This window comes from bacterium SCSIO 12741, from assembly GCA_024398055.1.
Lineage (GTDB): Bacteria > Bacteroidota > Bacteroidia > Flavobacteriales_G > Salibacteraceae > SCSIO-12741.
The window spans coordinates 1,254,422-1,272,430 of sequence record CP073749.1; the positions used below are offsets into that span (position 1 = coordinate 1,254,422).

An 18,009-nucleotide genomic window follows, 5' to 3' on the forward strand; every position below is an offset into this window, starting at 1 on the left:
TTCTTATTTAATGGTATTAATATCAAATGAAACAGGCTTCTGAGCCTCGTGGCTGTGCTCGCTTCCAACCACAACGTGAAGGTTGCGGTAAAGCTGGCTTCCCAAACGATTTTTAGGCAACATACCTTTAATCGCTTTTTCAAGCACACGCTCAGGATGTTTTTCCAACATCTCTCTTACTGAAGTAATGCGCTGTCCACCTGGGTATCCAGTGTGACGAACGTATTCTTTAGTATCCATCTTGGCTCCGCTCAGGGTAATCTTCTCGGCATTCACAACAACTACGTTGTCTCCGCAGTCCGCGTGAGGTGTAAAGCTAGGCTTGTGCTTTCCTCTCAACAAAAACGCCACCCGTGCAGCCAATCTTCCCAGAGTTTGTCCTTCAGCATCTACAAGCAGCCAATTCTTGTCAGCTGTTTCCTTGTTTGCTGAAACTGTTTTATAACTCAAAGTATCCAAAACTCTTCTCTTTTAATTGTTACTAAAAACAAACACCCCCAAAATCGGGGGTGCAAATTTAGAATTTATATTTTGAATGTACAAAACTTTCCTACACAGATAACTCACAAAATCTTTTGAGGATAATTTTGCACCTGTAAATACAGTATACCAATTAGTTGCACTTCTTCTCCAGAAGGGCCTTTACGGTAATATCCACATCATTCCAAAGCTTGGATACGCCGTCTTCTCCTTTGTGCAATTCGTAACATACAGCGTTGAGTGAATCAACTGCAGCAGTAGCTTCCCACTCAGCCAAATCAACTGAACCTTTCAAAGTGAGGGAAAGACCGTCGATTTCATAATCCATAGTTACAATTTGCTGTTTTCCGTTCATCGTCAAACGTACTTCCACCAAATTTTCCTCCTCATTCATGGCCACAACCTCACCCTGCATCATCTCACCATCGGTTAGGTTACCGAAGAAGCGGTTGCCAATTTTCTTATCGCGATCAGCATTGTTACTATTCACGCTCGAGGTGTAAATACTCAATTGAGCGTCGTTGAGCAGCTGAGCAGGGTTTTCCTTTGTACCATTGGCTACTACGCTCACAGAATCAAAGGTTCCGCCAACGCCAGTCCTTTCGGTAAACTTAAACGCCGTCCAATCCACACTAACCGACGCTGGGTCGATGGTGTAGCTGCAGCTTTCGCTGTCGAGTTTTAGGTTTTCTTTTTTTGTTTCGGTTTCATTCGACCCCGACTCACCACCACAGGCGGTCAGCATAATTGAGGCCACCATAAATAGACCTGTCCAGTACTTCATGATTTCCAATTGAGAGATTTGCTAACAAATTTGGTACAAATCAGCCAGCAAGCGGTTTATTTTCCCTGGATTATTTTTCCAGCCAAATCGCTTTCGGAAGAATGGTATTGATAGAGGTACAATCCCTGAGACCAGGATTCGTGTGCTACCCGGTGCTCTCCGGCTTCGAGTCTTTCCCACTGATAGCTTTCCAAAACCTTACCGTTAACATCCATCACATCCAAACGAACGTCCTCTTCTCCACGTGGTAATTCCAACACCCATTCTAATCCTGTATCATAAATGCGGATAGAAGAAGCAGAAGTCATGTCGGCAGACAAGGTGTTTCCAGATACCACAACTTCCTGGGTTAGTACCTGATAACATTCGGCATTTACTAAAGCCAATTGAGATACGGTATACACTCCCTCCTCTTTAAATATATGTGTAGGATTCGTTTCATTCGATGATTCACCATCACCAAACATCCAGGCGATGGTTCGCATTCCTTCACTTTGATTATAAAAGGACACCTCGGTTTCACCAGCCAAATCAGCTCCCAAATTCACCACTTCAAATGCAGCAAAATTACCTGGAGCCTCAGTGATGGTTATAAATTCAGTTTGAGATTCGCACTGTCCCTGTACATCGGACACTACGGTCTTGTAAATTCCTGGCGCCAAATCTTTGGCCTTTTGATAATGTCCGTCTACTTCTATTAGCTGACTGTTTCCCTGAAGATCAAACACACTAAGGGACCAATTTGCAGGATCTACATTACTTAATAGAATGTCACCATCTTCTTTTCCCTGGCAAGTCTCGGTGGAGTAATACAACTCTTCATAAGGTTGAGACACCTGAAGGACGTAGCGGTGAACATTTTCATTTGCTGTTAAAGAGAATCGGATAGTATCTCCTTGTGACAAGGAACGGTAAGTATTTTCCTTTTTGTCATAAAGCACCATACAGAAATTACCCTCTGGCACCTGATCTACATGCAATTCAAATTGTCCGGATTCATGGCAACGGGTAATTAATGGAACTTCCAGCTTTTTTATTCCAGCTGGAACAGCGCTTACCTGTAATTCATCTCCGCCCATAGCAAATCCTAAGTCAGGAATAGCTCCAGGATTACCTATGATATAAGCATCGTGCTTGCCATCGAAATCAAGCGTTGCATCTTGCTTGAAATCCAAAGCACAATAAGTAACAATGTCTTCTCCCAAGTTTTTCAATGACAACTTGAAGCGGTTACTCAATGGCGCCGCTTTGCGGAAAGCTGCATCGGTATCCACTTTGTCATTCTCCTGGAAGGATATGGAATTGGTGGCACTATTAACGTGTACAAAGAATCCCTGATACTGTGCAATGTAGTTGGAAGGAGAAAGCAAATTAGTAGCTACATAACCACCACCGGTAAATACATAACCAACTGCATCAACTCCAACCAAGCTCACTTGATTCCAATCGATGGATGATGGATAAGGATTACCAATCAAGTGCCATCCCATTCCGCCAGTAAAGCTCAAGTTGGACAAAGTAATGTTTCCTTGATTAGGAGCTCCACTTAAGCTAAAGTCATAGGAAGAGAAATTAGGACCACCAGAATAATAAGAGAGTACATTCAAGTAGTTGTTGGAATTTCCAATGGACGATGGAGCTTGCCAGCCGTCATTAAAGCTTCCTGATGAACCAGCTGCCGCTTCATTGAAATAGAAGCAGGAAGATATTCCAGCACTCGGATTATTAGACCCAGAGAAGCCGTAGAAATACATTCCATTTGGATTGTTGGTCGCATCATACTTAATATCATTCAAAGTAGAGTTGGCGATCGGTGTTGAGATGTGGCGGTAATCCACTGAGTTTACAGCAGAAATATGTCGCTGAGAAGTAATGGTTCCTGATAAGCTACCTGTAATCTCACCAATGCTTGCTGTTCCGGACGCATCAGAGATTAAGGTTATTCTTCCCCCCGCGTTAAAATTACCGGTAGTAATCTCCAAACGGGTGCGGATCGATGTAGAACCGGCTACCACAGCCACTCCAGCTGAGTTGTCAATTTCCAAGACCCCAAATTCTGTCGTTCCGCTGATTTGCTGAGCCGAAGTTCCATTCATCACAATGGATCCGTTTCCATCGATTTGACCGTAACCGGACCAATCGCCTTCCACGTTCAGGTCATTTCCAGCAAGATCAATCACTCCGCCATTGTTCACAGAGACGGAACGAACGGTAGTGGCGGACATTACGGTAACCCGGTGACCAGGTAAAATGGTCACGTCGTCAGTAGGCCCTGGGACTGTTCCTCCCGACCAAGTGCTGGCCGTATTCCAGTCTCCATCCTGATTGGACTGGAAGGGCAGATCATCGCCTCCGGTAAATGTTCCCAACTGGGTTACACCTGTAGCCGAAAGCTGGTTAGAGGCTGTTTGGGCAGAACCAAAGCTGCTCCACTGGTTTGTAGGATCCAGAAAACGGGCAACTATTAAGGATTCCGTTCCCACAATATCAATGTCTGCATAAGACAGGGTCACATTGTAGTTGAAGTTGCTCACGTTGTTTCCGCCAACAACCCAGTAACGGGTAATTCTATTGGTAGGCGTACCTAAACTTGGGTGATTCTGGTCTACAGAACGGAAGGAGAAATAAGCTCCTGAACCCAAGGTAGCCGAGTTTAACGAGAAGGTAATCGGTGTGAACTGAGAGTTATCACCTACAGGAATGGTAATCGTAGAACCTGCACTGGAATAAATTTTACGAATCTCACCGTTTCCACTGGCCTGAATGTAAGCCGTGGATTGCCCCCCTGTAATAGTGGCACTGGCGTTCAATATCAAATTGCTGTTTGCCAATCTCAATCTACCAGAGTTAAGCACTAAACCTTCGGTAAGTGTCAAATCATTGGCCAGCGTAAAGTCTCCGATTATATTGAGCTCCAGGTATTTCAAAATGATGTTGGGCATGTTGGATGGAGGCGTAGTTCCTGATGGAACAATCACACTATCCTCAGCCAAGGGCACCTGACCATCAGCCCAGTTACAAGCATCAAACCAATCGGTGCTGTTTTCACCCGTCCATTCACCGTGAAGGCCACCTCCAATGATTCCGATTGAAACCACGTTGGAAATGTGCGTTCCACAAGCAGCAGAAGTTTGAACCCGGTAGTATGTTCGTGCCGCCAAATTAGAGGCGTTGTAAACAGTATCGGTAGCTCCAGAAATATTCGAAAAATTAGTTCCATCAGAAGAGCTCTGCCATTGAATCGATCCTTCAGAATCAACTACTTCTAAAGTGGTTCCACTTGAAGGACAAATCAATGTATCGGTAGCAGAAACTACACCGGCAAATACACAAGGCTCAAATTTGATATCGGCCTGACCATAAACCGTGGAGGTAATAATATTGGTAGGCATATTGTTCGTAGAACTGGCGTAGCAAGATCCATTAATGGTAATCTGCCCGCTGGTGGTCGGCATAGAAACCGAACCGTATAATCCAGAGCTCTGGCTATTCAAGCGAACGGCTACAACGTACTGCTGTCCACTGGTTAGGCTCACTGGAGAAATACTTGCGTAAGACCAATCTCCGTTGCCCGTAACATTGGTAGTAGCCAAAACAGATCCAGAAGGATAGGAGTACAAGCGAACAGTATGAGTAACTCCGTCTCTCCAACGGCCACCTAATTCAGTAACATTTCCATTGGCGTTGGCCGTGAACCGATAGCCCATATTGTAATTCCAGTTCAGGTTTTGAGCCGTGATTGGAGGATTCAAAGCCTGAAGTGGGTAATCCGGGTCGGTTACAGTAATCGTCAAAACGGTAGAGGTATCACCAGAACAACCTCCTCCCGAAACGTAAGTTCTATAGTGCATGGTTTGACCCAGAGGTCCGGTATTGTAGGAAGATCCTGTTGCACCACTGATGTTAGTAAAGTTGCTTCCATCCGTAGATTGTTGCCATTGAACGGAACCAATATTGTTGACCAAATTGATGGTCACACTATCCCATTTATTCAGAGAAGTTTGGCTCGCACTCAACAATCCGGCATAAGCACATGGCTCGAAACGCATATCAGCTAATCCATAGACATAGCTAGTAGTGGAATTTGTTGGCATCACATTGCTTGAAGAAACATAAGTTCCATTCAAAATCTCAACCCCGGCCGAATTTTGTGGAGTGGATAGGTTAGAATAGGTTCCGCTCGACTGCGCATTTAACCTCACCGCCACTACATATTGCTGTCCGCTGGTCAAATTAACTGGAGTAATAGAGGTGTATGCCCAATCCATAGATCCAGTCACATTAGCCGTAGCTAAAACGGTTCCCGATGGGTAAGCATAAAGACGAACGGTATGCTGAACGCCGTCTCTCCAGCGTCCACCCAATTCAGTTACCTGTCCGTTTTGAGTGGCCTCAAAACGATAACCCATGTTGTAATTCCAGTTTAGGTTTTGTCCGGTCACAGCAGGATTTTGCACCCGCAAAGGATAAAATGGATCCTCCCGGGAAACAACTAACATGTTTGAAGTATCGGAACCGCAACCTCCAGAAGTGGTACGTGTTCTAAAGTACATTTGAGAAGTGATGGCTCCAGAACTGACTTGAATTCCAGTTGCACCAGGCATGTCTGTAAAGTTCACTCCGTCTGATGAAGATTGCCATTGAATACTTCCAATGTTGTTTTGTACGGTTAGGGTCGTACTATCTCCTTCAATAACTTTTTCTGAACCGGCAGTAATGGTACCGGCGAAAATACAGGGAACGAAAGTAATGTCTGCCTGACCATACATGGCCGTGGTCACATTATTGGTTGGCATGTTATTGGATCCGAAAGCGTAGGAGGTATTTGAAATGGTAATTCCACCTTGATTAATCGGAAGAGCGATGTTGGTTCCGGATGAGTAACACCCGCTTGACTGGGAGTTTAATCGAACCGCTACCACGTACTCCGAACCGGCAGTCACGTTTACCGCTGTTCCTAATGTGTTGTAGGCCCAATTAATAGAACCGGTCACATTCGTGGATGCCAGCAGCGTACCCGACGGATAGGAATACAATCGTACGGTGTGAACCACTCCATCGGTCCATCGACCACCGAGTTGGGTTATCTGTCCATTCACATTTGCAGTGAATCGATAACCCATATTGTAATTCCAGTTAATATTCTGGTTTGTCAAAGTGGGGTTTTCCAGCTTCAGCGGACTCACCTGCGAGTACGCAGTTGTTACCCCAATAAATAAAGTTGCAAGCCATAGTAGGCTCGCCATTTTGAATTTCGTCATTTTCCCTAATCCTAAATTCAGACGTATATATCAAAACTATACGACGAGATTGAATAAAGGTTTTAATTCAGCTCAATTTGCCGCGTATTTCGATGAAAATCAATTTGATTCCACAAAATCTTAGTTCAACAATTATTTTATTCAGATTTTAGCGGAGTCTATGAAAACACTGAAGCTTCTGATCATTCTGTGCCTGTCAATTTTAACACTTAAAGGCCATGCGCAAACACCGGTAAAAAAATTGACGATTTCTTATTCGAACCTATCTACTTCGGATGGAAAAATCATGGTTTTGATTCAAAATGAGTCGGAAAAGGATGTTTCCAAAATGGTTTTACCCGTGTACAACAACGAAGCCTCCGTAACCCTTTTCTTAAAACCCGGAAAATATGGAGTCACTGCTTACCATGATGTTAATGGCAATGAAGAGCTGGACACCAATTTCTTGGGAGTTCCTACCGAACCCTATGGCTTCTCCAATGATGCCCGCGGAACTTTAGGCAAACCCGACTACCAGGATGTTTTATTTGACCTTTCCGAAGACCAGACTATTACCTTTGAATTAAAGTAATTCTTTCCTACATGATTTCCATTGAAGAAGCCTATCAGCGGGTGATCAACAACACCGAACTGGCATCTGAAGAATTGATTTCGGTTTCCGAATCGCTCCATCGACGGTTGACCCGAACTTTGGAGGCTCCCATACACCTACCCCTTTTCGACAACTCAGCGGTGGACGGCTATGCCCTCGGTCCGAATGTAAATCCTGCTGGAGCTACCTTTGAAATAGCGTATGAAGTACCTGCAGGTGACACTCAAAAAAGAACCTTAAATCCGGGTGAAGTGGCTCGAATCTTCACCGGAGCTCCAATACCCGAAAACACCGCATCGGTGGTCATGCAAGAGTTTACCCAAAATGATGGAAATACGGTAAGCTTTGCGGAAAACACTCCCTTTAAAGAAGGTAACCACATCAGGCGAAAGGGAAAAGAAGTAGAAATGGGCAAAGAGCTTTTTGACCGGGGATGGCACATTAATCCAGCCACCATTGGATTTCTATCTTCTCTCGGCATTGATCAGGTTCCCTGCTACACCGAACCTCAGATAACCATACTTTCTACCGGAAACGAACTGGTGGAGCCCGGAAAGGAGGTTAAACATGGAGAGATCTACGAATCCAATTGCCGTATGCTCATTGGTGCCTTGAATCAACTTGGAATTAGGCGAATCGAGGCACAAAAATTAGGCGATGACCTCGAACAAACGCTAAAGACCTTGAAGGCTGCCCTCAATCAATCAGACTATGTGATCATCTCCGGAGGAATATCCGTTGGGAAATACGATTTCGTAAAAACAGCCAATGAGCAATTAGGCGTAGAATCTTTATTTTACAAAGTGCGTCAAAAGCCGGGCAAGCCTCTATTTTTTGGAAAGAAAGAAAGCTGTCTGGTATTTGCCTTACCTGGAAATCCGGCAGCAGCTCTTACCTGTTTTTACCGCTACCTCAAACCTTCACTGGAAAAACACGGAGGCTCTAAAAACTTCGACCCATCTTTTCTAAAACTTCCACTGCAACAAGATTTTTTCAAAAAAGGAGACCGCGCCGTAATGCTCAAAGCATCTATTCAAAATGGTTCCGTTAGCCTATTGGATGGGCAAAGTTCGGCCATGCTCTACTCCTTCGCAGAGGCCAATGCACTGGTGCAACTTCCGACTGAAGAAAAGCAATACCATACAGGAGATGAGGTTTTGGTGATTCCCTTGTAGTTTTTCCGGATTTCGTTCGTTAAATTTGTGGGTATGAGCCACAACGAGTGGAACACCGGAATCATTCTTGCTGGGGGAAAAAGCTCAAGAATGGGAAAGGACAAAGCTTCGTTAACCCACGGAGGTCAATCCCTTCTCGAAAGACAACTGAACCTAGCCAAGCCTTTTTGCGAAGAGGTGTATGTATCTAGTAGCCATACTCGACATGAACTCAGCGGTACCTCAAGAATTCCTGATCAAGATCAAAACGAAGGTCCGTTAATGGGGCTCTACTCTTGTCTGCTTCATTCGCAAACGGATTGGAACCTGGTTATGACCTGTGACATGCCAGCCATTACCGGTACCGATATAGAGCTCTTATTAGAGAATAGACCTTGTGGAAAATCGATTATTTGCTACGCCAATGAAGATCGACTTTTTCCTTTCCCAGGTTGGTATCACCGTTCCCTTCTTCCGCATCTAAAAACCCTGCTTGATACAGGTCAGCGGCGAATGATTTCATTCGTGGAAAAGAACGATCCTGAAAAAATAACACCCAACACAGAAACCCTAAGCCACCTGATAAACCTCAACACGCCGGAAGCCTTTAGCGACTGGCAGGAAAACCTGGTGCAATGACCCTGACCATAAAGTACTACGGCCCCTTTGTGGACCTCATGAAAAAGAAGGAAGAAATCCGCCCTCTTCCGGCAGCGACCACCGTTCAAGGAATTCGAGATGCCCTGATTTCGTTTTACCCTCAGCTGGGTGAAACCGCCTTTCAAATAGCCGTAAACCATGAGTTCGTATCCGAAGATTGGGTAGTAGATCAGGATGCGGAAATCGCCCTATTTCCTCCCACACAGAGTTAGCATGAAAGCTATAATCCAATCCGCTTATGGCGAACCTGAAAAGGTTCTCAGTCTACAAGATGTCCCCACTCCAGAACCCAAGGAAGGAGAAGTTTTGATCCGAGTTCATGCCTCAGCCATCAACGATTATGATTGGAGCATGTCGAGAGGAAAACCCCATCTCTACCGGCTTCTATTTGGACTCACAAAGCCTAAAAATCCTATCCCTGGAATGGAGGTTGCAGGAACGGTAGAAAAACTGGGCCCGGGCACCACCCAATTTAAGCCAGGCGATGAGGTGTATGGAGACACGTCTGATCATGGATTTGGCACCCTGGCCGAATATATTTGCTTATCGGAAAAATCGCTGATAATCAAACCTTCAGCGATGTCTTTTGAGGAAGCCACTACCCTACCTCATGCCGGTCTGCTCGCCTACCAAGGATTATTTGAAATTGGGAATCTGCAAAAAGGACAAAAACTTTTGATCAATGGAGGCGGCGGCGGAGTTGGCACCCTTGGATTGCAACTGGCCAAAGCCTTAAATGTGGAAGTGACCGGCGTGGATACTGGGGGCAAATTAGAGATGATGAAATCACTCGGGTTCGATAACGTGATCGACTACAAAAAAGAAGATTTTACCCGAAGTGGAAAACAATACGACCTTATTCTGGACTGCAAAACCAGTAGACCTCCGCGCTCCTATTTGAGGAGCCTGAGCTCCAATGGGCATTATGTAACCGTAGGAGGCCATCTTAATCGACTGATGCAATTTGCCATTGCCTCACCACTCGTAAATCGCACATCATCCAAAAAGCTGAGTATCCTCTCCCTAAAACCCAATAAGGGCCTATATGAAATAAATCGATTGTTTGAAGACGGTAAAATCAAACCGATCGTTGACGGGCCTTACCCCCTGGAAAAGACTCCTTGGGCCATTCAATACTTTGGAGAAGGGCTCCACTCCGGCAAGATTGTAATTTCAGTTTTAGACTCAAGATCAAAGGGGTAAAGTCAATTTTTCTATTTTCGTTGTCAGTAAACCAATGGATCAACATGATTCTACACCAAACCAATAGAATTAGAATCCAATCATTTATCTACAAAACCAAACAAGATGAACATCAAGCTAACATTTTCATGTGTGTTTTTTTTAGCACTTTTCAGCATTAATTCCTACTCCCAAATCCAATTGGTGAGTAATGGCGATTTTGAAAACAACACTTTTACCGGAAACCTTAAACTCTGTACCAATTCAGGTCTTTCAGACTGGACAGTAACCAGCCATGAAATTGATGGAATAAATGATTCCTGGTCGGCCAACAACAATTGGCCTGACGGCACGGGATGGTATGTCGATCTGGTAGGCTCCTGCTCTGGCAACTCAAGCCTCGGAGTGCTCAAAAGCAATTCCTTTGACCTTAAGGCCCACCACAGCATCAAACTAAGTTTTCAATATGGATCGGAACTAGCCCAGGTAGACGCTAAGGTTTCTATAAAAACGGCCGCAGGCAACACGCTTAGAAGCTGGACGGTTCAATCACCAAGCATCAACACCTGGTTCACCTTTGAAGACAGCCTGATTGTTTCGGAAAGCGAACCCGGTTGCTACCTTGAATTTGAAGGAACCATGCCCTCTTTTCAAACCGGAGGTGTGGCCATCGACAACGTCTCTCTGTTATCTGAAAGCTTGGAAACATCGGTTACTGAATATGAATTTGGTCAAAAAATTCGCTTATTCCCCAACCCCTCACAGGCTAAATTTACCATCGATCTTGGAGAAACAACATCCAACGTTCACCTAATCATTACTGACATAGCAGGCAAGCAAGTAAGCGAAGCAAGGTTTAAATCCGTTGAACAAATCCATGGAAGCGTTATGGAACCTGCTGGAATATATTTCATTACGATCAAGACGGATAACAATATCGCCACCATGAGATTTATAAAACGGTAAAAGCTTTATAAAAAGTAAGCGGTAAAAATTGTGGGATCAAGAGAAGAGATGTAGCCGCAAAGACTAAGAATGAGTGTGAGCACGAAAACGAAGAAAATCAGATTCAAGTACTCCTCGCTTCTCGCTTCTCGCACTCGAACCTGATTTAGTAGCCTCATCAGGAATCGAACCTGAATCTTGGGCTCCGGAAACCCACATACTATCCATTGTACTATGAGGCCGGAAAAGATTTTGCAAGTTTAGTGCAATTTTTTGTTCTATTCTATAGGAAATTCGAGGTTTAGTCTTTCCGCCCAGTCCAATTTCTTAGGCAGTTCGCGGGAATTAAACTCCAGATGAATAACCCTTCTTCTCTTCTCGGTTTTGGATTCAGCGGAAGCATGTAGCAGCAGAGGCTTCATCAACATAACCCCTCCAGCCGGAACTTCGGCAGTATAGGGATTGGACAAGGTAGTGATCAATCGAATTTCCTCGTCGGTCAGTCTTTTTTGGTGAGATCCGGGAACCACTTTCAAGGCTCCATTTTTATCGTCTGTATCATCCAGGTGAATTCGGATAGTAAATCCACGTTGGTTAATTTCTAAAGGTGGGCAAACGCTAATCACACCGGATTTTTCGGTCCAGGAAGTAAAGTCTTTTACCTCTTTTTTCTTGTTGACGTTAATGGGAACATCCTGATGCCAGGTAACATACCAATTGGCTTTTGGTGGTTTGTCAAAATAGATCGCCTTGGTTAAAAAGGCCTTGGGATCAATGGTACGAATAACGCGTAGCATATTTTGATTAAGAAGAGCAGAGGACAGATCAGGAACCTCCTGCAACAACCTTCTACAAGCGAATGTTTTTCCGTTCGGATCAATCACGGGATCCAATAGCGCCAATATTTTCCGAATTTCCCGACTGGTGTACAATTGATTCAGCTTGGCATAACCCTGCTTTTTCAATTTTTTTCTGGCCTTCACCAAGCCCTTCTCCGAAAGTTCGGTATCGTACATATCCACCGCTCCTTTCAACCGATATCGAATGCTTTGCTTCAAACTATCAGGTGCGATTACTTTCATTCCGTCACCAAAGGCCAAAATCTCTTTTTCCAACTCAAAGTTGTGCTGCACCTTCATGGAAATTACCGCTCCGTTCGAATCCCGACTAACCATTTTTTGGGAGGGATGCAAAGGCTTTGTTAATACGTAAGGGGCGTGTTTCGGCGAAACCAGTAGGGTCACTTTCACCGGATCTTTACCGGCAGCAACCGTTACTCCAATTGCATGTTTAAAATAACTGAGCGCATCAAAGCCCGGGTAATCGCGGTACCTTTTTTCGGAATGCTCAATTTTTACGATCCGGTCAATGGCCAGGATCATGATGTCCTCCTGCTTCTTTTTCCGTCCCATCAAAAACCATCGGTTGCGGTACTCTTTGAGCAAAAAGGGATGAAAGTCAAAAGAATTAGCCTGCCTGGCCTTGAAGGATTGGTAGGTTATCCGCAAGGCTTTCTTGTTTATAATGGATTGGTAAAGAAAGTCGAGATGCTCAAGTCCTTTTAGATCTTCATTCTTTTCAAAATCGATCACCGGTCGGGTATTCGTCTTTTGGGAATAAATATGATCCTCCAGCTTTTGGACCATCCCGTCCAATTCTCTGAAATGCGAGAAGCCCTGAAATTGCTTCATGAACTCCACCGCTTCACTCAGGTGACTTAAATCCTGATCGGTAAGCGGAATATTGGTGATACTGTAATTGGGATCTTCGTAGGTATAATACTTCCGATCCACCACTATAATGGGAGCATTGTAACCCAGCTTGTCGCTCCTCATCATCTGGATATCAGCCTGAACGGATCTTTTACTCACCCCTTTATCGATACCCTCGTAATCGTATAAGGCTTCTGAACAAGCCTCAATAAGATCATCAAGAGTCCATTTTCGGTAGCGGTTTTGTAGGCACTTATCAAGGGTTTTGTATCGGATCAGTGCATTTCTATTGACGGGCATTTCTGGGAATTTTCGAGAAAATTAAAAAAAAGATTTTGCCACGCAAAAAGATTGCGCAATAGCCCTATACGTTTGCTTCGTGAAATTGAAAAACAACCAACACATGGGAGGATAAATCCCAACCAATAAGAATCAGATTTCAGCTTGAGGAAGCCGACCATAACCATCCAAATCAACCTCCTCAGGTGCAACCAAAATCTGATTTTGGAGCGGTAGCTTAGTTAGTCAAGCGCCCGGTTGAAGCCCGGGAGTCAGGGGTGCAATTCCTCTCCGCTCCACAACTGACCATTCTAACCATTCTTCGGAATGTAAAGCAATGGCCACGGAATTCTTATCTGCTGAATATCGAAGGGACGCCCAAGATGTAACGGATAAGGAATTCCAACATTCGGAGAAAGATCGGTGGAAGCACTACTGGCGCTGGTGGTTGGTAGTTTGCATCAGGAAGTGGTTAAAGTCCACGGCTCTTACACCAAGCGGGAGCCACAGTTTGGAAAAGTCCTGATGACTGCTGAAACCAATCTTATCTGAATTTGAGAGTCGAGATTCCAGACTCGAGCTCCGATTGCTGTCGGACGAGAGTCGAGGACAGGCTTTCTCTTGATCTGGTCCTTTGGGGTAATGGCTATCCTTCCTGACTGTCTATCAGGCGATACGGGTTCAATTCCCGTAAGGACCGCAATTTCAGGGACGAGTTTGAGAGGCGAGGACGATCTTTTTTTCGAACTCGCCTCTCGTTCGTTTTAGGCTGCTTTCCTTGGGGTGTTTTTTTTCTTTCTGGCCACCACCTTCATCTTCTTTTTGGAAGGAGTTTGGTTCTTGACTGGCTTTTTCTTGCTTGATGCCACCTTTTTGGCCTTTGTGGATTTACTGCTCTTGATTTTCTTCCTGGAAGTAGGCTTTTGCTTTTTGGCTTCCGACTTTTTCTTGGATAGCGTTTTCTTCTTAGCCTCTGCCTTCTTTTTGGCGACCGATTTTTTCTTCTTGAGTTCAGCCTTCTTCTTTTTTGCTTCGGCTTTTTTCTTTTTCAATTTGGCTTTCTTCTTCGCTTCTGCCTCTTTCCTGGCCAGCGCTTTTTTCGCTTTTAACTCGGCCTTTCTTTTCGCCTCTGCTTTTTTCTTCGTCAAAGCCTTTTTCCTCTTTAGCTCAGCTTTCTTTTTCGCTAAGGCCTTCGCTTTTTTCAACTCTGCTTTTCTTTTTGCTTCTGCCTTCTTCTTGGCAAGTGCCTTTTTCTTTTTCAACTCGGCCTTCTTTTTGGCTTCTGCTTTCTTTTTAGCCAAGGCCTTTTTCTTTTTGAGCTCCGCTTTCTTCTCTTCCTTCTTCTTGGCCAAGGCTTTTTTCTTCTTCAACAGAGCCTTCTTTTTCAATTCCTCTTTTTTAGCTTCTTCCTTTTTCTTCTTTGAATTTGTCTTCTTTTTAGAACTACTCATGGTATTTGATTTTAGAACCGCAAATTCACTTGATCAAGGTGAAGCGGAAGGATTCATATTAATTTGACTAATGCCAATTTTCTGACACGCCAACAAAGTTAATTTAGCATTTACGCAATGTTAATGCACTGTTAAGCAAAACAATTAAACATGAGGTGTTAAAAACCTTACAAAACCATATAAACCAGCAATTTAAATCAAACACACATAAAACTAAAGCCACTTCAATAATTATAAATAATGACTACAAAAACCGATAATACGTATCATGTCTGCGTTTACATTTATGGAGCCTAAAGATTGATTCGCGGCAATCAGCATGGCCGCTTTTCACTGATTATCAGCAACTCTCAAACTATTTTTCAAAAAAAATATCGATACGCAATTAGGCTGCGTATTGCCATTTCACCTTTGTCTCATCAAATTAAAAAACGTTCTTTTAAAATATTGTGCTGAGGCACGGAAGACAGTAAATCATTCTCTCTTGGAAAACCTGACCAGGGTTTCTGTATAGCCCGGGGGTGTAATTAGGACTACCTATTTATATGCCGTTTCCAGGTTAGGATATTTACTACCACTCTGTAGGTCAAGGGTTCGAATCCCTTATTCCGGATAACCGGAATTAGTTCAGTTAGGTTAGAACAACAGACTCAGGGGTTGCGGGTTCGATTCCCGTGCACGTTATGGCGTGTTAGCTCAATGGTAGAGCACTGGACTCTTAATCCAGCGATGACTGAAAATCATCCCCACGTAAAAGCTGATCTCTTGTAAAACGGATCTCCGAAATCAGTACGAGGTAAAACCGGTTTAAAGTCCATGGGTTTGAGCTGACCTTTTAGGAGGTTGCTTGGCCTAATGAATGAAGAACAGCCCGATTGGAGTCCGGAAAATCAGGATACCGTCGGAGGCGTTTTTAGGACTGACTTTTTCTCCGGGTGACTTTGAGCTCCATCAAGGTCATCTCCAGCATAAAGTCACTGTTGAATTCAACTCCAACTCAATGACGATCCCACTCGATGAAGGTGGTTTTGCCCACGGCTGATTTCTTTAAAAAAAGAAACCATTTTTATTAACCAAAAGCCTGGTGTGTTGACGTAAAACACGAGGCTTTATAAAACTATACGTCATGATACAAGTACGAATAAATGTAGGAAAGGTGGGTATAGTCACCCGAAAAGGAGATTACCGCAAAACCCTAACAGCCGGTGTACACTGGGTTGGATTTTCCGATAAGGTGCGATTGTATGATCAAGCGGTAATCTACAAGTCTGAAAAGGACCTTAGCATCATGCTTCGAGATGAGCATTTCGCCAGCTTGGTAGAAGTACTGGAAGTAAGGGACCAGGAGATTCTATTGAAATACCTGAACGGAAACTTCGATAGTGTCCTTAAACCCGGTCGCTATTTCTACTTCAAAGGCCTTTTGAAATTGGATTTTGTACGGGTTGACTTGAGCGAAGTAGAAATTGATGCCGAGGTGGATCAAAATCTATTTTCTCTGGGAGCAATGACCCCTTATGTACGAAGCTTCACCCTGTCTGCTCATGAGGAAGGCCTCCTGTTTGTAGATGGAAAATTGGTGCGAACCTTGGCAAAAGGGACACACTACTTCTGGAAAAATCAAACTTCCGTAGAGGTTTTGAAAGTGGATAAACGACAGCAACAACTCGAAATCTCCGGTCAGGAAATTCTGACTCGGGACAAGGCTGCGCTTCGAATCAACTTCTACACCCGATACCGGGTTATCGACACTGTGAAGGCGTTGATGGACAACAAAGATTACGAGAAACAACTCTACATCTTGATGCAATTGGCCCTTCGGGAATTCATCGGAACCTTGAGTCTCGACGAATTGCTGGCCGACCGTGATTCTGCTTCTACTTTCATCCTCAACAAACTGACCGACAAACCCAACCGGTTGGGAGTGGAAGTAACCGACTGCGGAATCCGAGACATCATCCTTCCCGGAGAGGTTAAAGATATCCTGAATCAGGTGCTGGTGGCCCAAAAAAAGGCCCAAGCCAATACCATCACCCGAAGGGAAGAAACAGCCTCTACACGAAGTTTGTTGAACACCGCCAAATTGATGGAGGACAACAAAATGCTGTACAAACTGAAGGAAATGGAATACGTTGAAAAGATCGCGGAAAAGATCAACAGCATATCTGTTTCTGGAGGAAACCAAGTAGTAGACCAACTGCGAGAGTTGTTCTCTTAATAAACCAACTAATTGAGAGGCGAGGCTCGGGTGGCGAGAAGCGAGGTTTGGATTAATTTTTAATCCTGCTTCTCCTGCCTGACCTCAACTCTCCTTTAAACACAAGCACTATAACTATGAAACAAGTAATCAGCACAGAAAGACTTCCAATCAAAATGTGGTTGGAAAACTTAGAGGATAGCGCCTTGAACCAAGCCAAAAACCTGGCTAATTTACCCTTTGCATTCAAACACATCCCGCTTATGCCGGACAGTCATACCGGGTATGGAATGCCGATCGGCTCCATTTTGGCCACCCAATCTGTGGTTGTTCCAAATGCCGTAGGAGTTGACATTGGTTGCGGAATGTGCGCTCTACGAACTGACTTACAGGAAATCAGTCAAAAGGAATTAAAATCTACCCTTGGCATTGCCCGAAAACTCATTCCATTGGGATTCAATTGGCATGATGAGCCTCAGGAAGATCATTGGATGCCTGAGCTGCCAGAAGAATTACCATTGGTATCGGAAGGTTTTGAAAAAGCCCGTTATCAAGTGGGTAGCCTGGGAGGTGGAAATCACTTTATCGAGATTCAAAAAGGAAGTGATGGATACATCTGGATCATGATTCACTCGGGAAGCCGAAACCTGGGTTTGAAGGTTGCTAAGCATTACAACAAATTAGCGAAGCAGCTCAATGCCCAATACCATTCGCAAGTAACCACGGATCAGGACCTGGCCTTTCTTCCTCTTGGCACTCCCGAAGCCAAGCTTTACCTCAAGGAAATGAAGTATTGCGTTGAATTTGCCCTGAACAACCGAAAGCTTATGATGACCCGAATGGTGGAAGCATTGACCGAAGTGAAAGGTGACTTTGAAACCGATGAAATCATTAATAAGTCGCACAACTTTGCGGCCTGGGAAAACCATTTTGAACAAAATGTACTCGTCCATCGAAAAGGAGCAACCCGGGCCTTTAAAGGTGAATTGGGAATGATTCCAGGATCTCAGGGCTCGCACTCCTACATTGTAAGGGGACTGGGCAACCCACAAAGTTTTGCCTCCTGTTCTCATGGTGCAGGACGAAAACTGGGTAGAAAACAAGCCATTCGTGAACTGGACCTTCAAGAGGAAATCAATCACTTGAATGAAATGGGTGTGGTACATGGAATTCGTCATCCGAAGGATTTGGACGAAGCCACCAGTGCCTACAAGGACATTCAGGAAGTGATGAGCAATCAGACCGATTTGGCCGAGGTGGTGGTGGAATTGACCCCACTGGCTGTGTTGAAAGGTTAATGAAATACCCTAAT

The 18,009-nt window shown here is 44.3% G+C and carries 13 protein-coding genes and 3 tRNA genes; 10 read left to right on the plus strand and 6 right to left on the minus strand.

Annotation, left to right across the window (positions count from 1 at the left end):
* Nucleotides 1–3 precede the first annotated feature (3 nt).
* The 3 genes from rplM to KFE98_05235 all read right to left on the minus strand — a co-directional run bounded on the left by rplM (nt 4) and on the right by KFE98_05235 (nt 6,450).
* Nucleotides 4–459: a 50S ribosomal protein L13 gene (rplM, locus tag KFE98_05225; protein ID UTW63556.1), complete on the minus strand. Its 456-nt coding sequence runs from the start codon at nt 457–459 to the stop codon at nt 4–6.
* A gap of 154 nt (nt 460–613) precedes the next feature.
* Nucleotides 614–1,264 (minus strand): YceI family protein, encoded by a 651-nt coding sequence (locus KFE98_05230; protein UTW63557.1) that lies wholly within the window; start codon nt 1,262–1,264, stop codon nt 614–616.
* A 56-nt stretch (nt 1,265–1,320) separates the two neighbouring features.
* The gene (locus KFE98_05235; GenBank protein UTW63558.1) at nt 1,321–6,450 is read right to left on the minus strand and encodes a DUF4082 domain-containing protein; all 5,130 of its coding nucleotides are present in this window, start codon (nt 6,448–6,450) and stop codon (nt 1,321–1,323) included.
* A 235-nt stretch (nt 6,451–6,685) separates the two neighbouring features.
* Here KFE98_05235 and KFE98_05240 point away from each other — a divergent pair, with 235 nt between their 5' ends.
* From KFE98_05240 to KFE98_05265, 6 genes are all read left to right on the plus strand, one after another.
* Nucleotides 6,686–7,096, plus strand: coding sequence for a DUF2141 domain-containing protein (locus KFE98_05240; protein UTW63559.1), 411 nt, complete (start codon nt 6,686–6,688; stop codon nt 7,094–7,096).
* A gap of 11 nt (nt 7,097–7,107) precedes the next feature.
* Complete coding sequence (locus KFE98_05245; protein ID UTW63560.1) at nt 7,108–8,292, plus strand: molybdopterin molybdotransferase MoeA; 1,185 nt, start codon at nt 7,108–7,110, stop codon at nt 8,290–8,292.
* A gap of 33 nt (nt 8,293–8,325) precedes the next feature.
* The gene (locus KFE98_05250) at nt 8,326–8,910 is read left to right on the plus strand and encodes a molybdenum cofactor guanylyltransferase (protein UTW63561.1); all 585 of its coding nucleotides are present in this window, start codon (nt 8,326–8,328) and stop codon (nt 8,908–8,910) included.
* Entirely contained in the window at nt 8,907–9,143 is a 237-nt protein-coding gene (locus KFE98_05255) for a MoaD/ThiS family protein (GenBank protein UTW63562.1), read from the plus strand. The genes KFE98_05250 and KFE98_05255 overlap by 4 nt, the downstream gene beginning before the upstream one ends.
* Nucleotide 9,144: 1 nt before the next feature.
* Complete coding sequence (locus KFE98_05260) at nt 9,145–10,134, plus strand: NAD(P)-dependent alcohol dehydrogenase (GenBank protein UTW63563.1); 990 nt, start codon at nt 9,145–9,147, stop codon at nt 10,132–10,134.
* Nucleotides 10,135–10,239: 105 nt separating this feature from the next.
* Nucleotides 10,240–11,079, plus strand: coding sequence for a T9SS type A sorting domain-containing protein (locus KFE98_05265; protein UTW63564.1), 840 nt, complete (start codon nt 10,240–10,242; stop codon nt 11,077–11,079).
* 149 nt (nt 11,080–11,228) lie between these two features.
* Here the strand turns inward: KFE98_05265 and KFE98_05270 are convergent.
* Both KFE98_05270 and KFE98_05275 read right to left on the minus strand, forming a co-directional pair.
* Nucleotides 11,229–11,300 (minus strand) — tRNA-Arg (locus tag KFE98_05270).
* Between the two features lie 36 nt (nt 11,301–11,336).
* Entirely contained in the window at nt 11,337–13,070 is a 1,734-nt protein-coding gene (locus KFE98_05275) for a WYL domain-containing protein (protein UTW63565.1), read from the minus strand.
* 206 nt (nt 13,071–13,276) lie between these two features.
* Between KFE98_05275 and KFE98_05280 the strand changes: the two genes are divergently transcribed.
* Together KFE98_05280 and KFE98_05285 are read left to right on the plus strand one after the other, a co-directional pair.
* A tRNA-Phe gene (locus KFE98_05280) sits at nt 13,277–13,348 on the plus strand.
* A gap of 329 nt (nt 13,349–13,677) precedes the next feature.
* Nucleotides 13,678–13,749 (plus strand) — tRNA-Asp (locus KFE98_05285).
* 64 nt (nt 13,750–13,813) lie between these two features.
* Here KFE98_05285 and KFE98_05290 read toward each other — a convergent pair.
* Nucleotides 13,814–14,500 (minus strand): hypothetical protein, encoded by a 687-nt coding sequence (locus tag KFE98_05290; protein ID UTW63566.1) that lies wholly within the window; start codon nt 14,498–14,500, stop codon nt 13,814–13,816.
* 1,126 nt (nt 14,501–15,626) lie between these two features.
* Between KFE98_05290 and KFE98_05295 the strand changes: the two genes are divergently transcribed.
* A complete protein-coding gene (locus tag KFE98_05295; GenBank protein ID UTW63567.1) occupies nt 15,627–16,718 on the plus strand; it encodes a slipin family protein in 1,092 nt (363 codons plus the stop codon).
* Nucleotides 16,719–16,834: 116 nt separating this feature from the next.
* Nucleotides 16,835–17,995 (plus strand): RtcB family protein, encoded by a 1,161-nt coding sequence (locus KFE98_05300; protein ID UTW63568.1) that lies wholly within the window; start codon nt 16,835–16,837, stop codon nt 17,993–17,995.
* Nucleotides 17,996–18,009 lie beyond the last annotated feature (14 nt).

Excerpts from the sequence above, each read along its gene's own strand:
- KFE98_05230 (UTW63557.1), bottom strand. The coding sequence starts at position 1,264 with ATGAAGTACTGGACAGGTCTATTTATGGTGGCCTCAATTATGCTGACC.
- KFE98_05240 (UTW63559.1), top strand. The coding sequence starts at position 6,686 with ATGAAAACACTGAAGCTTCTGATCATTCTGTGCCTGTCAATTTTAACA.
- KFE98_05245 (UTW63560.1), top strand. The coding sequence starts at position 7,108 with ATGATTTCCATTGAAGAAGCCTATCAGCGGGTGATCAACAACACCGAA.
- KFE98_05250 (UTW63561.1), top strand. The coding sequence starts at position 8,326 with ATGAGCCACAACGAGTGGAACACCGGAATCATTCTTGCTGGGGGAAAA.
- KFE98_05255 (UTW63562.1), top strand. The coding sequence starts at position 8,907 with ATGACCCTGACCATAAAGTACTACGGCCCCTTTGTGGACCTCATGAAA.
- KFE98_05260 (UTW63563.1), top strand. The coding sequence starts at position 9,145 with ATGAAAGCTATAATCCAATCCGCTTATGGCGAACCTGAAAAGGTTCTC.
- KFE98_05265 (UTW63564.1), top strand. The coding sequence starts at position 10,240 with ATGAACATCAAGCTAACATTTTCATGTGTGTTTTTTTTAGCACTTTTC.
- KFE98_05275 (UTW63565.1), bottom strand. The coding sequence starts at position 13,070 with ATGCCCGTCAATAGAAATGCACTGATCCGATACAAAACCCTTGATAAG.
- KFE98_05290 (UTW63566.1), bottom strand. The coding sequence starts at position 14,500 with ATGAGTAGTTCTAAAAAGAAGACAAATTCAAAGAAGAAAAAGGAAGAA.
- KFE98_05295 (UTW63567.1), top strand. The coding sequence starts at position 15,627 with ATGATACAAGTACGAATAAATGTAGGAAAGGTGGGTATAGTCACCCGA.
- KFE98_05300 (UTW63568.1), top strand. The coding sequence starts at position 16,835 with ATGAAACAAGTAATCAGCACAGAAAGACTTCCAATCAAAATGTGGTTG.